We start from the raw sequence: 17713 nt of genomic DNA on the forward strand, positions 1-17713 counted from the left end.
GTGATAAAATGACCCCCGAAACAAATAAAAAACGGGTTGTCGTCAAAATAGGAAGCAGTTCATTAACCAGCTTACACGGAGAAATCAGCAGAAGAAAACTTGAAAAATTGGTCGAACAAGTGGTACGGCTTAAGGATAGCGGACACGAAGTCATTCTAGTCTCATCCGGAGCTGTAGCGGCAGGATATCGAAAACTTGGATTCATTAAAAGGCCTGAGTCGCTGCCTGAAAAGCAAGCTGCAGCATCTATAGGCCAAGGTCTTTTAATGGAGGCTTACTCAGAGATCTTTTTATCTCATGGCTATGTGGCGTCCCAAATTTTGATAACAAAAAATGATTTTTCTGATGAAAATCGCTATAACAACGTCAGGAACACGTTGAATGTATTGCTGGATCGCGGAATTGTACCAATTATTAATGAAAATGATACAGTTACCGTTAACCGCTTAAAATTTGGCGATAACGATACCCTTTCTGCAAAAGTTGCAGGATTAATAAACTCAGATCTTCTTGTGATTCTATCTGATATTGATGGTCTTTATGACGCAAATCCAATGAAGTATCCTGATGCTAAGCGAATTAAAAAAGTGACGGAAATTACCCCGGAAATAGAAGCTGCGGCCGGAGACGCTGGAAGCTCAGTCGGCACCGGCGGAATGAGATCGAAGCTGGATGCTTTTAACATCACTATGGCATCTGGAATCAACGGGTTTTTAGGTCAAGCGGACAGTCCGAACATTTTGCAAGAAGTAGTGAATGGGAGTGCGAGTGGAACCTATTTTGAACCGAATTCAAGCGCGTATTGCCTTTCTCAAAAAATGCAGTGGATTGCTTTTAATTCCGGACCTGAAGGTGATTTAGTTATTGGGAATAAGAAGAAAGAAGATATAATAAACAACGGAAGCAGCCTTCATCCTTCAGAGGTTTTAGAAGTGAGAGGCGAATTTCACAAAGGCTCAGTCGTCCGAATCATCGACTCAGAAGAAACGGAAATCGGCCTCGGCATCGTGAACTATGCATCTGACGAATTTCAGCAGATAACAGAAGAAGATGGAGCATGTGAAGAGGCGATTGATAATGAGACATTTGTATGTCAGTTGGACGTAAAGATCCCCGTTTGTTAACAAACATGGAGGAGGATAACGATGAGTAAATTGGTTGAGATAAGTCTGGTTGAAAAACAAGCCATACAAGCTAAAAAAGCAGCAAAATCTTTAAGCCTGCTGTCCGAACAAGAAAAAAATGAAGCCTTATTTACTTTGGCTGATCATTTAGAAAAAAATACTCAAACAATTCTTGCTGCTAATGAGAAGGATTTAGAAGCAGGAAAACAAAAAGGGTACGATGCGGCATACCTTGATCGCTTATCCCTTACGAAAGAGCGAGTTTTTGACTTTGCTGAAGGGCTGCGAACGGTTGCAGCATTAAAAGATCCCGTCGGAGAAACGTTGTCAGAATGGACGCTTGAAAATGGGTTGAAAGTGAAAAATGTCCGTGTCCCTCTCGGGGTCATCGGAATGATATACGAAGCAAGGCCAAATGTTACCGTTGATGCAACCGGCCTTGCCCTTAAATCAGGAAATGCCATCGTGCTAAAAGGCGGGTCTTCTGCAATTTCGTCAAATAAAGCAATTGTATCCGTCATGCACGAAGCGCTGGAGAATACAAAAATCTCGCGAGATGCTGTTCAATTTATTGAAAGCACCGACCGAAGCGCCACAAAAGAGCTGTTTACGATGAAGCAGCACATTGATGTGTTAATCCCTCGCGGCGGAGGGGCATTGATCCAGGCGGTCGTTGAGAACGCTACGGTTCCCGTACTTGAGACGGGAGTTGGGAACTGTCATTTGTATATTGATCGCGAAGCAGACACAGAAAAAGCTATCAATATCATGGTGAATGCCAAAACTGACCGGCCTGCTGTGTGCAATGCGTTGGAAACATTGATCGTACATGAAGACTGGCTGAACGTAAACCATGAAGCATTGGCGAAGGCGTTCAAAGAGCATGGTATTCAGGTACATGGCGACGAAAAAGCTGTAAACGTGTTTCCTGAGGCGATTCCTGCTGAAGAAACAGATTGGAAAGACGAATATTTAAGCCTCGATATTGCAGTAAAAGTAGTGGAGAGCCTTGAAGAAGCTGTTGCCCACATTGATCAGTATGGGACAAAGCATTCGGAAGCGATCGTAACAGAAAACGATCAAACCGCTCTTTTCTTCATGAACGTTGTAGACGCAGCAGCTCTTTATCATAATGCTTCTACCCGATTTACTGACGGAGGAGCGCTGGGCTTTGGTGCAGAAATCGGCATTTCTACGCAAAAGCTTCATGCCCGTGGTCCAATGGGATTACCGGCGCTGACAACCAGTAAGTATTTAATGGTTGGAAACGGACAAACGAGATAAAGTGAATCAGTGGGGGTTCATCTCCCGCTGATTTTGTTAATGGGAATTGTTTTTTTAGCTCCGAATAGGAATTCGGGGCTTTTTAAATTGCTAATAAACTTTAGTAAAGTTGTAACAAAATGAAAGGAAAATATATGAAAAAATTTTCACGCTTACTTGTTCTTATTTTACTTGGAATTTACTTATGTGTTCTTACAAAGGTAATATTAATTAAATCCTTACACCTGGTAGACTTTTCCAAAGTCATTTTCAGTTTTCATACAAGAGGGACAGTAAATCTAATCCCTTTTCGTACAATTTCTAATTACCTGTTTGCAGATATCAACTTAAATATCATAATTGAAAATCTTGTGGGGAATATTCTCGCTTTCTGTCCTCTTGGTATCTTATTGCCTTTTCTTTCGAATAGGTTCCATAAGTGGAGGACGATATTGCTTTCAGGCCTAGCCGTAAGCTTGTTCTATGAGATAATCCAATTCACTACCGCCTTGGGAAGCTTTGATGTTGATGACTTGATTTTGAATGTAACGGGAGCCGCACTGGGCTTTTTGCCGGTGAAAGCTGTCCTTTCCATCCGTCAGAGACAATCGAAATAGTGAATCCCATTTATCCCGCATAAACGCGCAGTAAAACCCCCAGTGATTGTAAGTTTCACTTTATAGACAAAATGTAATCGGAGTGCTAAATTAAAGGATATTGTATAAAATTTAACAGTAGGGGTGCTGGAAGTGGTTGAGCAAAAGGAACAGACTGCAGGGGTCATCGCCGGCTCACTGGCTTATTTGATTTGGGGAGTATTGCCGATTTATTGGAAGCTGGCGGGCGGTGTCGATTCAGCGGAAGTTTTGGCAAACCGTATTGTTTGGTCATTTGTTTTTATGATTGTCCTGCTTTTATGTCTGGGCAAGCTGTCGGGTACATATAAGGAATCAAAAAGTGTGTTTTCGAACAAAAAAAGATTCCTGGCAATAACTGCGGCATCGGCTTTGATTACGTTAAACTGGTTTATTTTTATTTTCGTTGTTCATAGCGATCATGTCATAGATGCGAGTTTAGGATATTATATCAATCCGCTGATGAACATTGTTTTGGCAACAATATTTCTTAAAGAGCGATTGACTAAGGCAGAAACAGTTTCAGTCGTTTTAGCCACAATCGGTGTCATTATTCTTTCGATTCATCATGGAGCTATACCTTGGTCGTCATTGGCTATGGCTTTGACTTTCAGCCTTTACGGATTAATTAAGAAGGTACTTCCGATCGGTGCGTGGTCGGGATTAACGATTGAAACATTATTAATTACTCCGTTTGCCCTTCTCTATTTGTTTATCGTTCCAAGCCGTGGATTTATGGCTTATGACACTGGGACACTATTCGTCTTAATAGGTGCTGGTATTGTAACAGCAGTACCGTTATTGCTGTTTGCCCTGGGTGCAAAGAAAATTTCGTTTTCCTTGATCGGGTTTTTGCAGTATATTGCACCGACTATGATGCTGGTATTGGGTGTTTTTCTATTTCATGAACCGTTTGACGAGACACAATTGCTTGCTTTCATATGGATTTGGGTTGCACTCATCCTTTTTACTGCTTCGCGTACGGCTGCTGCTTCCAGATTGAAGAAAGAGGCTGGAGCTGTAAGACAAAACATGGGTGGATAGAAAGAAATTACGGCGGATATATTCTCGAGATGATCGGATCAAATCAACCATACTGCAGATAAAAAAGGAGCATTAATTTGCTCCTTTTTGCATGGTCTTCATTATTTATACTCAGGCAGCCAGTCACCGTGGGCTGCGAATAAATCGTCGCACATAGAGACGATATCCTGAAGCGAAAGCTCGGCGCTTGTATGTGGATCGAGCATGGCCGATTGGTATACGTGCTCTTTCTTCAGCGTAACGGCAGCTTCAATCGTTAGTAGTTGGGTATTAATATGGGTGCGATTCAGGGCGGCAAGCTGTTCAGGGAGCTCGCCGACATAGCACGGCGTGATTTGGTTGCGGTCTGCAAGGCACGGGGCTTCCACGACCGCTTTATCCGGAAGGTTCGTGATCAATCCTGTATTTAATACGTTTCCTCCGAATTTAAAGGGAACATTGGTCTCCATCGCTTCGATAATCCTTGAGCCGTATTCCCTCGACCGTTCATGGGTCAAACTGCTGTTATTCGTAATTTCGTCCCGCATCGTCTCCCAATCGTTAATTTGTTTTTCGCATCTTCGCGGATATTCATCTAAAGGAATGTTTAATTTCTCAATTAGATCAGGATAATTGCGTTTGATAAAATAAGGGTGGTATTCGGCATTATGCTCTGAGGATTCGGTGACATAATAACCGAACTTATCCATAAGCTCGAAACGGACCATATCGTGATGTAGTGTTTTTTGCTTTTCTTTTGCACGCTGCTTAATTTCCGGATATAAGTCTTTGCCGTCCTTTTTAATGTCCAAAAGCCAAGCCATATGGTTGATTCCGGCAATTCGTTCCTCAATTCCTTCACGATCCATGTCCAGCAGTTCAAATAATTCCTTCGTGCAAACCTGGACGCTGTGGCAAAGCCCGACTGACTTAACGTTAGTGTATCGAAGCATGGCTCCGGTTAATGCTGCCATTGGATTGGTATAGTTGAAAAACCATGCATCGGGACAAACCTCCTCCATATCTTTCGCGATATCGAATAAGACAGGTATCGTCCGCAGGGAGCGAAATATTCCTCCGATTCCCACGGTATCCGCAATTGTCTGCTGCAGCCCGTATTTTTTGGGAATCTCAAAATCTATCACTGTACTAGGCTTGTAACCTCCGACTTGAATGGCATTGATTACATATTTCGCCTGATGCAAAGCTTCTTTTCGATCATCGTAAGCTTTGATCGAAATGGTTGGATTATATTTTTCTTTTAAATGAGTCAGCATTTGTCTCGATTCATTTAAGCGTTTGGCATCAATATCAAATAAGGCAAATTCAAATCCGTTTAGTGCTTCAACCATCAAACAGTCACCAAGTACATTTTTTGCAAAAATTGTGCTTCCAGCCCCGATAAAAGTGATTTTTTTCATCTTTTTGATACCTCCTGAAATGTTAGCCTTTAACTGCCCCTGAGGATAGCCCGGCAATAAAGTACTTTTGTAGAAACAAGAAAAGCAGAGTCATTGGCAGCATTGCCATTAGTGAAGCAGCAGCGACCAAGTGTAAATTGTTTGCATTTTGGCCAAAAAAGCCAGCGATGGCAACCGTCAACGTTTGTACTTCCTTGCTTTGCAGGAAGAAAATCGCAAATTGGTAATCATTCCAGATAAAAACGCTTGATATAATACAAACGGTTGCTGTGATTGGTTTTAATAACGGAAAAACGACTCGGAAAAAGATGCCGATCATACTTGCTCCATCCATTCGCGCCGCTTCCTCCAACTCTTTAGGCACGGATGAGCGGATAAAACCTGCGTAAAGAAAAATTGTCAATGGCAAAAAGGAAGCCGCGTTAACTAGTACAGCAATTAAATGAGTGTTCATGAGCCCGGCATCGACAACCATTCGATACAAAGGAACCATCGATGTCAAAGGAGGTATGATCATTATTGATATGAACAAAGCATAAACCATTTTATTGAGCTTTGTTGACCTTCGTGCCAACGGATAGGCAGCGAGCGAACCTGCAAAGACTAAAAGAAGAGCGGCGGCCGCGGTTATGATGATCGTATTGACGAATGATTGGCCGAGTCCAGCTTTCTCCCATGCCTCCAAGAAGTTACTGAAGGAAAAATAGTCGGGAAGAAGCCATTTTGAACTGTAATCACCCTTCGCTTTTAAGGCGGTCGTAATCAAAATATAAAAAGGGATAAAATGAACGATTGTAACTGCCGCAGCAAGAATCGCGAACGATATTTTTTTCTTCTTTTTCATCAGGCCTCAATCTCCTTCCTCTTAAAGTAAATAAGAGCCGCGAAACTGATAATCAAGATGATGAACGCCATAAAGATACCTTGAGTTGCTGCATAGCCAGCATCCTGCCTTCTGAAATAGAGGTTGTACATAAACGTTGACATCGATTGTGATGCATTGCCGGGACCGCCGCCTGTTAAAGCAAAAATTACATCAAACAATTTCAACCCGCCAATAATATTAATAACCGCATTGATCGTAATCGCTGGCATTAACAACGGAAGAGTGATGTTCCGAAATTGCTGAAACGTGCTTGCGCCGTCAATTTGGGCTGCCTCATAATAATCCTTCGGAATGCTCTGCAACCCGGCGAGATAGACGATCATAGCGATGCCCACATATTGGTACGTATTAATCATGACGATGATAAGCGGATTTGCTTCAGGAATGGCCAGTGCGTTAATCGGACCCAAACCGAAAACTTGCAGCAAATCATTCAAGGCTCCTCCGTCGAAGGAGAAAAAGAAATACCAGATATAGCCCATTATTAAGGGGCTGATAATGACGGGGAGGTAAACGATCGTCCTGGTAATCGCTTTCATTTTTAGGCTTTGATTGAGTAGAAGGGCATAAAGCAATCCAACGGCATTTTGTAAAATTGTGCTGCCTAATCCATAGAGAAGTGTATTTTTTAAAATTAACCAGGTATCACTATCAGTTAGAAGCCTTTTATACTGTTCAAGTCCCACCCACTGGTATCCTTGGGAAAAGCCATTCCAATTTGAAAAGGAGATGCTTACACCTTTTAAAAAAGGATAGATCATAAAGACAATGACCAAGATCAAGGCGGGCAGATACATCCACCATAGAGAGGACGTTTTTGGAAACTTCACTTGGTATTGTTTCTTTGCCGAAGAAAGCTTTTTCTCAGTGATGATCTGACTCATTGCTCCTCACCTCACAATCCATACATATTATTTATTTCTTAATCTGAGATATTCTTCACGCATCTTTTTTGAAACATCTTCAGGTGTTTTCATCCCTGCAAGAAGCTCCTGTCCGGTGGTACCCATGACATCCCACATGCCGTTCGGCAAATAAACACGGTCAAAGTAAGGCTCTACACGTACATGTTCATATCTCTTATAAGACTCAGAATAATAAATTTCTGCCTCGACATTGGTTAGCGCAGAAGGAAGGGAAGTAGCTTCCGCCATCTTTTTTGCATTTTCCGGTTCAGCGATAAATGCTAGAAACTGCTTTGCTTCATCCAAATGCCGAGAATCCTTCCAAGCGGCTAATGTGTGTCTTTCTCCTCCAATCCAGCTTGGTTCGTCTCCTTCGTGTAGAGCGGGGTTCGGCATGATTCCCAGCTGTACTTCTGGATTCACGTTCGCAACATCTTGTCCCAGAGAACCTCCGCTTATCGTAAATGCAATCTTGTTTTGCGCCATTAAATCAATCAGCTGTGAAGGTTTGGCTGTAACAGCATCAACATTTAATAGTTTCTGATCGTTCATTTCTTTAAGGATAGCAGGCAGAGCTGTATAGTTGGGCCAATCAAATGTACCATTCTTCAAGCTCTCCCGACGGTCATGTTTTTTGTCAGTAATTAATAGAGGTGTCGCAAATTGATCAAAGAATTGGGCAATTGAACTTTTATCGTAGCCTGCAAACCAAAAGGGTACAACTTCACCATTGCTTTTTTCTTTTACCGATTTCATCGCTGTCATAAATTCGTCGATGGTTTCTGGAGGCTCAATGTGGTACTTATCCAGCAATGTCTTGTTGTAGGTGATTCCGTCTTTCGCTTGATTTAACGGCAAGGCATAGACTTTACCGTTCTCATCCTTTAAGATTTGATCGAGATTAGGATCCAAGTTTTGCACCCAATCCATATCCTGCAGGTCGGCGGTGTACTCTCCATAACGAAGCTTTCCCCAGCCGTGGGTATCAAAAAGGTCAGGTAAATCGTTTGCTGCCATTTTGACCCGAAGCATATTTTCATACTCTTCTCCCGGAAAATTCATATCGATATGGATATTAGGATGCTCTTTTTCGTAATCAGCCACAATGCTACTAAGCATTTCTCGTTCGCTATCATTGACGATACTGCTGTAAAGAGATAGAACAGTTTTTCCTTCCTGTTCACTGCTTGTTTCCTGTGAACATCCTGCAGCAACGCCTATACATAAGAGCAAGGCCAGTAAAAGCGCAATTTTTTTCATTGGTCATCTCCTCCCATAATATTAAGCGCTTACAAAATGATGATACAATCACCTCCTTAAATGGAGAGAACGGTTAGTCCGTCCTCTTGCTTCCACAGCTTTCCCGGATAATTAAATTTGTCGCTACTTTTACCTGCAATGGAATCGTTCTACCGTTCATTCGGTCCAGCAAGAGTTTGACGCCGGTTCTTCCCATTTCTTTCATATGCACATTCACAGTCGTTAACGGAATGCTTGCAAACTCAGCTGCATCAATCCCGTTGAAGCTGACGATAGCGAGATCCTGCGGAACTTTTATTTGCTGTTCGTGCAAGGCTCGTAGTGCGCCAATTGCCATCGAGTCGCTTCCGATAAAAAAAGCATCAGGCAATTTTCCTTTTTCGATTGCCTTTTTCATTAATCCATAGCCTTGAAACATATTGTATTCACCAATATGGATATGCTCTTGGCTGTCAATCTTTTTTTCTTTGGAAAATTGCCGGAAAGTGGTCAGTCGTTTATCCTCAATGATTTTTGTCGTTGTTTGATTATTTTTAGTATAAAAATGCTCTTTCTCTTTACCGCCGATATAGCCTAACGTTTGATAGCCGATAGATAGAAGGTGCTCCAGAGCCTGCCTGGTAGCCGTTTCAAAGTCGATGAAGACAGAATCGCAGCTATCGTCTTTCGTCGTATGATTGATAAAGACAATGTTATTCAATGAAGAACTGATGCGAGCCAAGCTTTCCATACTGATCCTTCCGATAACAATCAGGCCGTCGAGGTCACGGATCGCCTGATTCATAAGGAGCGTGCTTAGATGGATGGTTTTCGTAATAAAAATACCATTTTCATAGCATTCCTTTTCGATTCCCTGTCTTATGGAATAATAGAATGGATCGTTAAGCTCTTCTTCCTGGGTCATACTAACGACCATGCCGATCCGTAATTCACTGGGGACCGAAGTTTGGGAGTGCTTTCTTTTCCCGCGTGCTTTTTCATAGCCAAGATTTTTAGCTGTCTTCAAAATTCGTTCTCTTGTTTTTTCTGTAACTGATAGGGAACGATCGTCGCTAAGTACTCTTGACACGGTGGCTGTGGATACATTGGCCATAGAAGCGATATCTTTTATTGTAGCCATACAAGCGCCTCCTCTCATGAATCATTTACTAAAGATAAACATAACCGCTTTTAAAAGAATAGAAGTTATCCGAAAATTTACTAAATTGATAGTAACATTTTTAGTAAACGTTTTCAATATTTTTTGAAAAATAGATTCCTTTTAATAAATAATTCACTTGCAATATTGTATGTAAGCGCTGTATTTGCTACTATATATTTAGTAAAAATTTTATTGAATAAGGGAGAGATGGTCATGCTTCAAACAGTTATAAGAGCGTTTAGAGATATATTTCCTGAATCAAATGAAGAGACGAAACTATTTTTTTCTCCGGGAAGAGTCAATTTAATCGGTGAGCATACCGATTATAATGGCGGACATGTATTCCCATGCGCCCTTAATATAGGAACTTATGCTGCAGCCAGATTACGACAGGATAACCAGGTGAATTTGTACAGTACGAATTTTCCGGATCAGCCAGTTTCTTTTCTGCTTGATGAGCTTTTTTACAAAGAAAAGGATGGCTGGGGGAATTATACGAAAGGTGTTCTGGCTGCGTTTATCGATCAAGGCTATAAAATTGGAAAGGGGCTTGATCTATTATTCTACGGAAATATTCCGAATGGAGCCGGTCTATCGTCCTCTGCTTCGTTAGAGCTCGCTGTTTCCGTCGTACTGAACAACTTTTTTTCATTGTCGGTCGACCCGGTACACATGGCGAAATTAAGCCAAAAGGCGGAAAACGAATTTGTAGGGATGAATTGTGGGATTATGGATCAATTCGCTGTAGCCATGGGAAAGAAAGACCATGCGGTACGCTTAAACTGCCAAACGATGGAGTATCAATACAGCCCTCTTACCCTGACGAATGAGTCTATCATCATCGCAAACACGAATAAGCGCCGGGAACTCTCCGATTCGAAGTATAATGAACGCAGGGAGGAATGCGAACGTGCACTAGCTGCCTTGCAAACCAAGCTGGATATCCGTTCGCTTGGCGACGTAACGATCGAGCAGTTTGAAGAGAACCAGCACCTCATTGTAAATCCAACAGACCGTAAGAGGGCAAAACACGCTGTTTATGAAAATATCCGAACTATTCAGGCGGTTGATCTTTTAAACAAAGGTGATATTCAAGGATTTGGACAGTTAATGAACCAATCTCACTTGTCACTTCGAGATGATTATGAAGTGTCAGGGAGGGAGTTGGATGCTCTTGCAGAGGCGGCATGGATGCAGGATGGCGTTATCGGATCGCGGATGACAGGAGCAGGATTTGGCGGCTGCACAGTGAGTATCGTGAAAAATGAGAAAATTGAATCATTTAAAGAGAATGTTGGTTTGCTTTATAAGAAGGAAACTGGGCTCGAAGCAGATTTTTATCTCGTTGAAACCGGAAACGGCGCAGGAGAAATTTTCAATACCGAAAATAGTGTACTTTAGGGGCTGTTAGCTATGAATATCGATATTTACCAACAAATTGAGAAGCTGATTCAATACGGTATCAACAAAAAATTAATTACGAAATGGGATATAGATGCAGTTCGCAATACTTTTTTAGATGTTCTGAAGCTTGATGACTATCAAGATCCTGCAGACGTAGTGCCTCCGAAGGAAGACAGCCCTGCTGAAATTCTTGGGAGCATTCTTGATTGGAGTGCGGAAAATGGTTTGCTCGAAGCAGATACTGTTACTTATCGGGATTTGTTCGACACCCGCCTGATGGCTTGTTTTGTTCCGTTTCCTTCTGAAGTCAACCGCCGTTTTTTTGACACGTATGAGAAGGAAGGAGCGAAGGCAGCAACGGCATGGTATTATCAGTTTTCTAGAGATATTAATTATATTCGGACCGACCGGATTCGAAAAAATCAAGACTGGACCTCACAAACGGAATATGGAGATATGCAGATCACGATTAATTTATCAAAGCCGGAAAAAGACATAAAAGCAATAGCTGCCGCAAAGGATATGAAGGAGGTTTCATATCCAAAGTGTCTATTATGTAAAGAAAATACCGGCTACGCGGGAAGAGTGAATCATCCGGCGCGGCAAAATCTTAGAATCATTCCAGTGGAACTTGGCGGGGAGCAGTGGTTTTTACAATTCTCCCCGTATGTCTATTACCACGAGCATGCTATTATTTTTGCTGCTGACCATGCTCCAATGACGATAGAGCGAAAAACGTTCGACCGGTTATTTGAATTCGTCAGACAGTATCCTCATTATTTCATCGGATCAAACGCCGATTTGCCAATTGTCGGAGGCTCCATTTTGTCCCACGAACACTTTCAAGGCGGGTATCATGAATTCCCCATGGCAAAGGCGGAAATAGAAAGAGAATTTACTTTTAAAGGATATCCAGGAGTAACAGCGGGAACAGTGAAATGGCCAATGTCTGTGATCCGTTTAAGGGGAAAAGACGCAGGCGAGCTCGCGAAAATTTCAGAGCTCGTATTGGAAAAATGGAAGAATTACAGTGATGAACAGAACCACATTCGGGCCTTTTCAGGAGAAACCCGGCACAACACCGTGACACCGATTGCCAGAATGCGTGATGAAGAATTTGAAATTGATCTTGTGTTAAGGAACAATCGCACGAACGAAGAGTATCCATCCGGTATTTTCCATCCTCACGAGGAAGTCCATCACATTAAGAAAGAAAATATCGGCTTGATCGAAGTCATGGGCCTTGCCATCCTGCCCGGCCGTTTGCTGGATGAAATGGCGCTGCTTGCGAAACATATATGCGATGAAAATTTTGAAGAAAAAATTGATCCAAGCGTAGAAAAACATCTAACGTGGGCAAAAGAAGTAAAACGTAACCACCCTGAACTTAAGAAAGAAAACGCATCTGCTATTTTAAAAGATGAAATCGGAAAGGTATTCAGCACCATATTAGAGCATGCCGGCGTTTTTAAGCGGGATGAAGAAGGACAGAAAGGATTTGCGCGATTTATAGATTTTGTGACTGAGGATTGAGATGTATCCCTCTGCATGTGGTGCAGGGGGATTTTATTTTTGTTTGGGAAACTATAATAACTGGACCTGTGGATATTTGTTCTGTGGTCGATTTTTCGGAGAATTTGTCGAAAAATCGATATATTGTTATTTTCGCCGATATATCGAAATTATCGCCGATAAGATAAACAGCCATCATTTTGCTTTCGATGGAATGTGGAAGACGTCAAGCAATGTAATTTCGTCAGGCTTTCTTGTGAAGCGTATGCAGCCAATTTGTTCCTTGAAAATAATGTAAAAAGTGTTTGACATAACAAATTGCTAAGGATACGATTGGAATGTAAAAAGTTTTTTACATAATAAGAGGTGAGAGAGATGAATTTGTTGCTTTTCTTTCTAATTCCGCTTTTATCAATTGCTATTACTGCATGGTGTACAGGATCGAAAGAATATGGATTTGGACCCAATGATGATGAAAGAAAACAAAAAATTAAACAAAAATCAGTTGTTCAAAGCTGGTCTGCATTAGTCCTATTTTTCATAACAAACTTCCTAATCGATTTATTTCACCTCAGAGATGAACGCCTCCAAGATATTCCCTTTCTTTATCCCGAGCTATTATATTTAATCATTTTGATCACAAGCTATTTTCTTTTCTATATTATCAACACCAGAAAAATGAGCGCATAACAAAAGGCAGGATGGTGTGTGTTGGAAAATCAGATAAAAGCATTGAGGAAAAATCAAGGAATGTCCCAAGAAAAACTAGCGGAAAATTGCAAAGTTTCCCGCCAGACGATTAATGCCATAGAAAATAATAAATATCGTCCCTCTTTAGAATTGGCATTTCGTATGGCAAAAGTACTTGGAGTCAAAGTAGATGATTTATTTTTTTATTAGAGAAAATAAGATTGCAGAAGACGAGAAGTTGGCCGAAAAGAAGGGGAGCATACTTCTATTTTACTTGCAGGTATTTTGATTTTTGTTTTTTTATATATTTGATTGATATGGGTTTTCTTCTGTAGGATGATACCTCTTAAACGATTTTTACAATGGTAGGTATAATGCGTGTTTAAAGCTTGGTTTAGTTACCAACTTTATTGTCAATTCACAACACTGAGGGGGACTGAAGATCTTGTCAATAAATACAAATAGACCTAATTGATTTCTCGATTTTTTTGAAACGTACTGAAATGCTTCACAAGATGGACATTTTAACTTATTACTTAACGTAAACATTTTTACAAAAGTTTCTCTCCAACTCCACTTATAACCACAATTCTGGCAGGTTGGTATTAATACCGCCTCCATTTATAATCTAACGTTGCCGAGATTAATGAATTGCGCCCTATATGAATAATCAGACTTAACGTGAATTATATTACAGCTTCAGATGTTGATTTTTTATTAAAACACTCTTCACATATAAATTTTCCTTCACTTTTTAAATAAGCTTGAATTTCTGTCATGCCTTTATGCTTTTGGATAACGCATTCTTATAAAAACAATGTCATCACCTTTTATTTCTTTTTCACATATTGAACATTTTGCTTTCTCTCCAAACATTTAAAGCACCTCCAAGCTCTTGAAGTACTATATTTTAATACGATTAACTTTCATAAAAGTTTCCTCAATTAAATGGCCATTTCGTATTATAAGTCAATCTGTTAATTCTGGTTGGCCAATTTTTTTATAGATTATTCTTTAAGTAGCTGGGGTAGGACGAATCTGGCTATTGGGACTTGATCCCGTCCATTATACTGTCCATCCCCTACTCATTTGTGACATTAAAATATTTCTAAATATACATAATATTCTACCTCTCGAAAAAAGTTATATGAGTGTTTTGATCATTATTAAGTCCATTTGTTCTTCATCACCCATATAAAAAGAGTGGGCTCCAGTTTGAACAAACCCCATTTTCTTATAAAAAGCAATGGCATTTTCATTTTTTTCCCATACGCCTAGCCAGATTTTCTTTTTATTACTTTCCATCGCAATTTCCTTAGCCTTATTTAGAAGATATTTACCAAGCCCATGTTTTTGAAATCTGTTCTTTATATAAATCCTCTCGATTTCAAGTGATTCATCCCCCATTTCTTCAGACTGAGCATCATTGGTATTGACCTTTAAATATCCAGCGACTTCATTATTAAAATAAACAAAAAAGAATTGCGAAGAAATATTGGATAATTCTTTTTCTAATTGTTTTAAGTTAAATGCTCTTTCCAAATAGACATTCATATTTTCGGGTGAATTCTGATGCTTAAATGTCTCATTAAATGTTTCATAACTAATTTCTTGAAGTTTGCGTGAATCTTCAAGGGTACACTTTTTTAAATTTATAGTCATATAAATATGAAGCTCCTTTATATAATCAATAATTTCTCTTGTTTCCCTTTTTTACAAATTCCCAGTCTTTTTCTATATTTTTTCTTACTCTTTGAAGAAGATTGAAAATGGTTTCTTCTTCTCTTTCGGAAAATCCCTCTAACGCAACGATATTGGAATAATCATTTTCTCTTTTTATAAAAGAATATACATTTTTCCCAGTCTCTGTTGGAAAGAGTTTTTTAATTTTTTTGTTATGTTTATCTTCTTTCTTTTCAATAAAGCCATTAATTTCAAGTTTTTTTATAGCTCGGGCTGCTGTTGTTCGATCTACTTTTATCATCTCAGCTAACTTTTCTTGAATGATTCCTGGGGTTTCACATATTCGAACAAGGTACAAATACTGCCCTTTTGTAAGGTCATATTCTTTAAATTCTATATTACTTATAGAATCTAATGCCCTTGCTATCATTCCAATTTCACGAAGAATTTCCTTCATAATTAACTCCTTAGTATGTATTTTTATTGCAAATGCAATATTAATGACATGTATTAAATTTAACCTAATTTTGTTGCATTTGCAACAAAAATTGTGTTTGTAAAACCAGATGTATTGTTTTACTGCCTCAGTGAAAATAAAAAACCCTGAATTCGGTCGTTTGAGCCGATATTCAGGGTTTTTTAGTTACTTGCTTGGCTTCATGCGGATTAAAGCAACAATAACTTAATAGAGAATTACTGGTGGTACTAATGGTTGCCCCCCTATTAACCTAAAGAGGAATAAAAAACGCTGATCGGGCTAGCTCCAGGCCAGCCATCGTTTGTTCACAAATCATATTCCGTTCAAATTCTTCCCAAACTGATAGCATTCCGAATTTGCTTGTAACCAAAACGAGAGTTATGGAAGGATTTCTTGTTTAAAGGGTGAGGATAATTGAAAAAAAGATTTCACCTTTTCTAACTTTAAAACGCTTTCAATGGTATAATTAGTAATGAATATAAATTGATATAGTGAGGTGGTATTATTAATGGAGACAGGTGAAAAATTAACAATAACGGTAGAAACCACAGTTCATGCACCAGTTAATAAAGTGTGGGAATATTGGACAGACCCACAGCACATAATGAAATGGTCTTTTGCTTCTGATGATTGGCATGCATCAAATGCCGAAAATGATTTAAGGGTTGGAGGAAAATTCCTTACAAGAATGGAAGCAAAGGATGGAAGCTTTGGATTTGATTTTGGTGGAGTTTATGATGAAATTAGAATAAACGAATTTATTTCTTACACTCTTGGTGATGGAAGAAAAGTTACGATCACTTTTATTACTCAAGAAAACTACACTAAGGTAATTGAAACTTTTGAAGCAGAAGACACCCACTCCATTGAGCAGCAACAAGCAGGCTGGCAGGCGTTTCTAGACAATTTTAAAAAATATAGCGAACTTTCTCAAGAAAATTAAACTGTCGATAGACAGTCTTTTTTTATGCTTATAAGTGTCAAGCAGAAATATGTGACCTATACATATAAAATGTGATTAAATCGATTAAAATTAAATGTAACAAAAACGAACCTTTAAAAGTGAATTTTTTAAAAACATAATGTTCATTCAAGAAATAAAGAATCCATTTTGATCAGCATAAGTTCATCAAACAAAAAAGCCCAACCCTTTGGGATTGAGCTTTTTTTATGAATAAAATATAATTGAGTTTGAATCTAAATCTGAAGCGTCCTTTGCGAACGCTTTAATTACACCGATTCTAGACTCAGAAGCTGTTTTTCATTTTAGTAATTTCCAGTTCTAATAGAAGAGGTTTCGTCATTGGCATATGAAGGTAGATTCCACCAAACATGAGAACTTGTTAGGTTCCGATATCCGACCATAAAATTGTCATAACCATTATGTTCATACAAATTGACCCAAGACCAAGGAGCTACACTTAAAGAAGAAAATCTGTCATTCCAAAAAGATCCCCAACGGACACCTGTAGCCCATACATTTGTTCCAGAAGACAATCTTACAAACCTACCACCCCGGTTAGCATGCTCAAAGAAATAATCTGTTCCTGACAATATACCTACATCTGCATTCGGTGAAAGTTCTTTAGCTTGTTGATGATATGCTTCATATTTTTGCGAGGTTGAGAAACCAAGTACCCTTTCTCCTTGATTAGTTTTTTCAACCACAATCCCAGCAATTTTTTTATGTTCATCTGGTGAATATTTTACTCCATCTACTGTGTCAATTTTTAAATCTTGAACGGAATTCGATGTTGGACTAGCTGCATTTATTTGGCCTTCAAAACTAAAAACCAAAGATAAAACTAACGCTAACACAAGCGCAGGAAAAAACAGATAATTTTTCTTGATCATTAAAAAACCTCCCTAACATTATTATGTTTTTTCATATAGGCAACAGCTCTAATCAATATCCGAACCTACATTTAATAACAACTGAATATCTCTACTATGTAAACAATCACCCCTTTCTATTTTTTCCAACGAAGGAAACCCAGTTGTAAATAAATAGATATTATGCAACAAAAACGAACTACCTTACCGGGCCGGCAGAAGCCAAGGGCGTTCCCGGATTGCTAATCAATCATATTCTCATTCTAATGTGTACACCTTTGCTTTTACATGCATCGGTGAAAAAGTTTACTCCCATTTACTTTAGTGATGAAAGAATGTACTTTAGTGATGAAAGGATGGTTGACATGATTGATCACATCGATATGGAGATCATACGCTGTTTACAAAGCAACTCAAGAATGCAATGGAAACAGATCGGGCAGCTTGTCCATCTG

19 protein-coding genes are annotated in these 17713 nt (G+C 39.4%); 10 read left to right on the plus strand and 9 right to left on the minus strand.

All coding sequences use genetic code 11. The annotated features are described in order from the left end of the window. Positions 1–8: 8 nt before the first annotated feature. The 4 genes from proB to rarD all read left to right on the plus strand — a co-directional run bounded on the left by proB (position 9) and on the right by rarD (position 4066). Entirely contained in the window at positions 9–1124 is a 1116-nt protein-coding gene (gene proB, locus JOC74_RS15630) for a glutamate 5-kinase (protein ID WP_053605570.1), read from the plus strand. A 21-nt stretch (positions 1125–1145) separates the two neighbouring features. Then, positions 1146–2408 (plus strand): glutamate-5-semialdehyde dehydrogenase, encoded by a 1263-nt coding sequence (locus tag JOC74_RS15635; RefSeq protein ID WP_053605571.1) that lies wholly within the window; start codon positions 1146–1148, stop codon positions 2406–2408. A 134-nt stretch (positions 2409–2542) separates the two neighbouring features. Continuing rightward, positions 2543–3004, plus strand: coding sequence for a VanZ family protein (locus JOC74_RS15640; protein ID WP_158320332.1), 462 nt, complete (start codon positions 2543–2545; stop codon positions 3002–3004). 132 nt (positions 3005–3136) lie between these two features. Continuing rightward, positions 3137–4066: an EamA family transporter RarD gene (gene rarD / locus JOC74_RS15645; protein WP_053605573.1), complete on the plus strand. Its 930-nt coding sequence runs from the start codon at positions 3137–3139 to the stop codon at positions 4064–4066. Between the two features lie 101 nt (positions 4067–4167). On the opposite strand, the gene melA is transcribed toward rarD, so the two are convergent. From melA to JOC74_RS15670, 5 genes are all read right to left on the minus strand, one after another. Continuing rightward, positions 4168–5466, minus strand: coding sequence for an alpha-galactosidase MelA (gene melA, locus JOC74_RS15650; protein WP_211086212.1), 1299 nt, complete (start codon positions 5464–5466; stop codon positions 4168–4170). Positions 5467–5488: 22 nt separating this feature from the next. Beyond that, positions 5489–6310, minus strand: coding sequence for a carbohydrate ABC transporter permease (locus JOC74_RS15655; RefSeq protein ID WP_053605575.1), 822 nt, complete (start codon positions 6308–6310; stop codon positions 5489–5491). Next, positions 6310–7236: a carbohydrate ABC transporter permease gene (locus JOC74_RS15660; RefSeq protein ID WP_053605576.1), complete on the minus strand. Its 927-nt coding sequence runs from the start codon at positions 7234–7236 to the stop codon at positions 6310–6312. The genes JOC74_RS15655 and JOC74_RS15660 overlap by 1 nt, the downstream gene beginning before the upstream one ends. A gap of 27 nt (positions 7237–7263) precedes the next feature. Then, entirely contained in the window at positions 7264–8517 is a 1254-nt protein-coding gene (locus tag JOC74_RS15665; RefSeq protein ID WP_053605577.1) for an ABC transporter substrate-binding protein, read from the minus strand. A 73-nt stretch (positions 8518–8590) separates the two neighbouring features. Then, the gene (locus JOC74_RS15670; protein WP_053605578.1) at positions 8591–9637 is read right to left on the minus strand and encodes a LacI family DNA-binding transcriptional regulator; all 1047 of its coding nucleotides are present in this window, start codon (positions 9635–9637) and stop codon (positions 8591–8593) included. A 234-nt stretch (positions 9638–9871) separates the two neighbouring features. Here JOC74_RS15670 and JOC74_RS15675 point away from each other — a divergent pair, with 234 nt between their 5' ends. From JOC74_RS15675 to JOC74_RS15690, 4 genes are all read left to right on the plus strand, one after another. Further along, complete coding sequence (locus JOC74_RS15675) at positions 9872–11059, plus strand: galactokinase (RefSeq protein ID WP_053605579.1); 1188 nt, start codon at positions 9872–9874, stop codon at positions 11057–11059. A 12-nt stretch (positions 11060–11071) separates the two neighbouring features. Continuing rightward, a complete protein-coding gene (galT, locus tag JOC74_RS15680; protein ID WP_053605580.1) occupies positions 11072–12595 on the plus strand; it encodes a UDP-glucose--hexose-1-phosphate uridylyltransferase in 1524 nt (507 codons plus the stop codon). A 354-nt stretch (positions 12596–12949) separates the two neighbouring features. Then, a complete protein-coding gene (locus JOC74_RS15685) occupies positions 12950–13264 on the plus strand; it encodes a hypothetical protein (protein WP_053605581.1) in 315 nt (104 codons plus the stop codon). Between the two features lie 21 nt (positions 13265–13285). Then, positions 13286–13474 (plus strand): helix-turn-helix transcriptional regulator, encoded by a 189-nt coding sequence (locus JOC74_RS15690; RefSeq protein WP_053605582.1) that lies wholly within the window; start codon positions 13286–13288, stop codon positions 13472–13474. 147 nt (positions 13475–13621) lie between these two features. Here JOC74_RS15690 and JOC74_RS24340 read toward each other — a convergent pair whose 3' ends face one another. From JOC74_RS24340 to JOC74_RS15710, 3 genes are all read right to left on the minus strand, one after another. After that, positions 13622–13885 (minus strand): TIGR04104 family putative zinc finger protein, encoded by a 264-nt coding sequence (locus tag JOC74_RS24340; protein WP_082364274.1) that lies wholly within the window; start codon positions 13883–13885, stop codon positions 13622–13624. Positions 13886–14407: 522 nt separating this feature from the next. Beyond that, complete coding sequence (paiA, locus tag JOC74_RS15705; RefSeq protein WP_053605583.1) at positions 14408–14926, minus strand: spermidine/spermine N(1)-acetyltransferase; 519 nt, start codon at positions 14924–14926, stop codon at positions 14408–14410. 25 nt (positions 14927–14951) lie between these two features. Further along, the gene (locus tag JOC74_RS15710) at positions 14952–15404 is read right to left on the minus strand and encodes a MarR family winged helix-turn-helix transcriptional regulator (protein WP_053605584.1); all 453 of its coding nucleotides are present in this window, start codon (positions 15402–15404) and stop codon (positions 14952–14954) included. A gap of 529 nt (positions 15405–15933) precedes the next feature. Between JOC74_RS15710 and JOC74_RS15715 the strand changes: the two genes are divergently transcribed. After that, complete coding sequence (locus JOC74_RS15715; RefSeq protein WP_053605585.1) at positions 15934–16368, plus strand: SRPBCC family protein; 435 nt, start codon at positions 15934–15936, stop codon at positions 16366–16368. Between the two features lie 323 nt (positions 16369–16691). Here the strand turns inward: JOC74_RS15715 and JOC74_RS15720 are convergent, their stop codons facing one another. Further along, positions 16692–17279 (minus strand): hypothetical protein, encoded by a 588-nt coding sequence (locus JOC74_RS15720; RefSeq protein ID WP_053605586.1) that lies wholly within the window; start codon positions 17277–17279, stop codon positions 16692–16694. A gap of 344 nt (positions 17280–17623) precedes the next feature. Here JOC74_RS15720 and JOC74_RS15725 point away from each other — a divergent pair. Beyond that, positions 17624–17713, plus strand: a 90-nt coding sequence (locus JOC74_RS15725; protein ID WP_211086218.1) for an Lrp/AsnC family transcriptional regulator, incomplete at its 3' end; no start/stop codon positions are given.

Source organism: Bacillus capparidis (assembly GCF_017832095.1).
GTDB lineage: Bacteria > Bacillota > Bacilli > Bacillales > Bacillaceae > Bacillus > Bacillus gobiensis.

Coding starts and splice junctions, on each gene's coding strand:
- proB (WP_053605570.1), top strand. CDS start 9: ATGACCCCCGAAACAAATAAAAAACGGGTTGTCGTCAAAATAGGAAGC.
- JOC74_RS15635 (WP_053605571.1), top strand. CDS start 1,146: ATGAGTAAATTGGTTGAGATAAGTCTGGTTGAAAAACAAGCCATACAA.
- JOC74_RS15640 (WP_158320332.1), top strand. CDS start 2,543: ATGAAAAAATTTTCACGCTTACTTGTTCTTATTTTACTTGGAATTTAC.
- melA (WP_211086212.1), bottom strand. CDS start 5,466: ATGAAAAAAATCACTTTTATCGGGGCTGGAAGCACAATTTTTGCAAAA.
- JOC74_RS15655 (WP_053605575.1), bottom strand. CDS start 6,310: ATGAAAAAGAAGAAAAAAATATCGTTCGCGATTCTTGCTGCGGCAGTT.
- JOC74_RS15660 (WP_053605576.1), bottom strand. CDS start 7,236: ATGAGTCAGATCATCACTGAGAAAAAGCTTTCTTCGGCAAAGAAACAA.
- JOC74_RS15665 (WP_053605577.1), bottom strand. CDS start 8,517: ATGAAAAAAATTGCGCTTTTACTGGCCTTGCTCTTATGTATAGGCGTT.
- JOC74_RS15670 (WP_053605578.1), bottom strand. CDS start 9,637: ATGGCTACAATAAAAGATATCGCTTCTATGGCCAATGTATCCACAGCC.
- JOC74_RS15675 (WP_053605579.1), top strand. CDS start 9,872: ATGCTTCAAACAGTTATAAGAGCGTTTAGAGATATATTTCCTGAATCA.
- galT (WP_053605580.1), top strand. CDS start 11,072: ATGAATATCGATATTTACCAACAAATTGAGAAGCTGATTCAATACGGT.
- JOC74_RS15685 (WP_053605581.1), top strand. CDS start 12,950: ATGAATTTGTTGCTTTTCTTTCTAATTCCGCTTTTATCAATTGCTATT.
- JOC74_RS24340 (WP_082364274.1), bottom strand. CDS start 13,885: ATGGAGGCGGTATTAATACCAACCTGCCAGAATTGTGGTTATAAGTGG.
- paiA (WP_053605583.1), bottom strand. CDS start 14,926: ATGACTATAAATTTAAAAAAGTGTACCCTTGAAGATTCACGCAAACTT.
- JOC74_RS15710 (WP_053605584.1), bottom strand. CDS start 15,404: ATGAAGGAAATTCTTCGTGAAATTGGAATGATAGCAAGGGCATTAGAT.
- JOC74_RS15715 (WP_053605585.1), top strand. CDS start 15,934: ATGGAGACAGGTGAAAAATTAACAATAACGGTAGAAACCACAGTTCAT.
- JOC74_RS15720 (WP_053605586.1), bottom strand. CDS start 17,279: ATGATCAAGAAAAATTATCTGTTTTTTCCTGCGCTTGTGTTAGCGTTA.